Source organism: Dellaglioa sp. CoH-55-MRSF-8 (assembly GCF_056782195.1).
On record NZ_JBXAYH010000053.1, the window covers coordinates 1 to 574 of the forward strand.

Annotated in this window: 1 protein-coding gene; it reads left to right on the plus strand. The window is 53.7% G+C overall.

The window, feature by feature from the left end; genetic code table 11:
- Window positions 1–126: 126 nt before the first annotated feature.
- On the plus strand, window positions 127–574 hold a 448-nt coding region (locus tag AC1RPW_RS07850; RefSeq protein ID WP_481769420.1), incomplete at its 3' end, for a hypothetical protein.

The following is a 574-nucleotide window of genomic DNA, read 5'->3' on the forward strand; positions in this document are numbered from 1 at the left end:
CATGATCGCTATGTGGCACGCGGTTTCGAGGGCCCGAAACTGTACACGATGGACCCGGCGTAAAAAGTAGTTGACACGGTGTCACGGATTCGATAGACTGCTGGTTCTAAATCTTCTGGAGGTTATATGAACGCAAACGCACGAGACATTGGCAACGCGATGCGTGCCGTCGAATTCGCGATCACGGATGCCGGCTACGAACACACGGCTCCGATTGAAGACGTGATCCGTGATCAGAAGCGTCGAATCAACGAGTTGGCATCTAGCATCTCCAATCTGGCAGTTCCCGCAAACTTCTCGAAGACGCTTGCTCAGGCTCTCCGAGCGCAGGCGACAAAGGGGACGGAAGAGTACGATCCGGATCGACCGCAGGACCTGTTCGAAGGAATGGCGCACGCTGCTATTCAATCGCTCGTCGAGCAAGGCGCGTACAGTCCTATTCCGACTCGTCTTCATCCCGATCAAGTCGAGTGGGTTGTGAATTCTCTGGGTGAGCTTGGTGTGAAGATCGGCAACCAGTTCTCCTTTCTGTCCAAAGGTGAGAGTATCCAGTACTCAAACAACGAAAGCGACT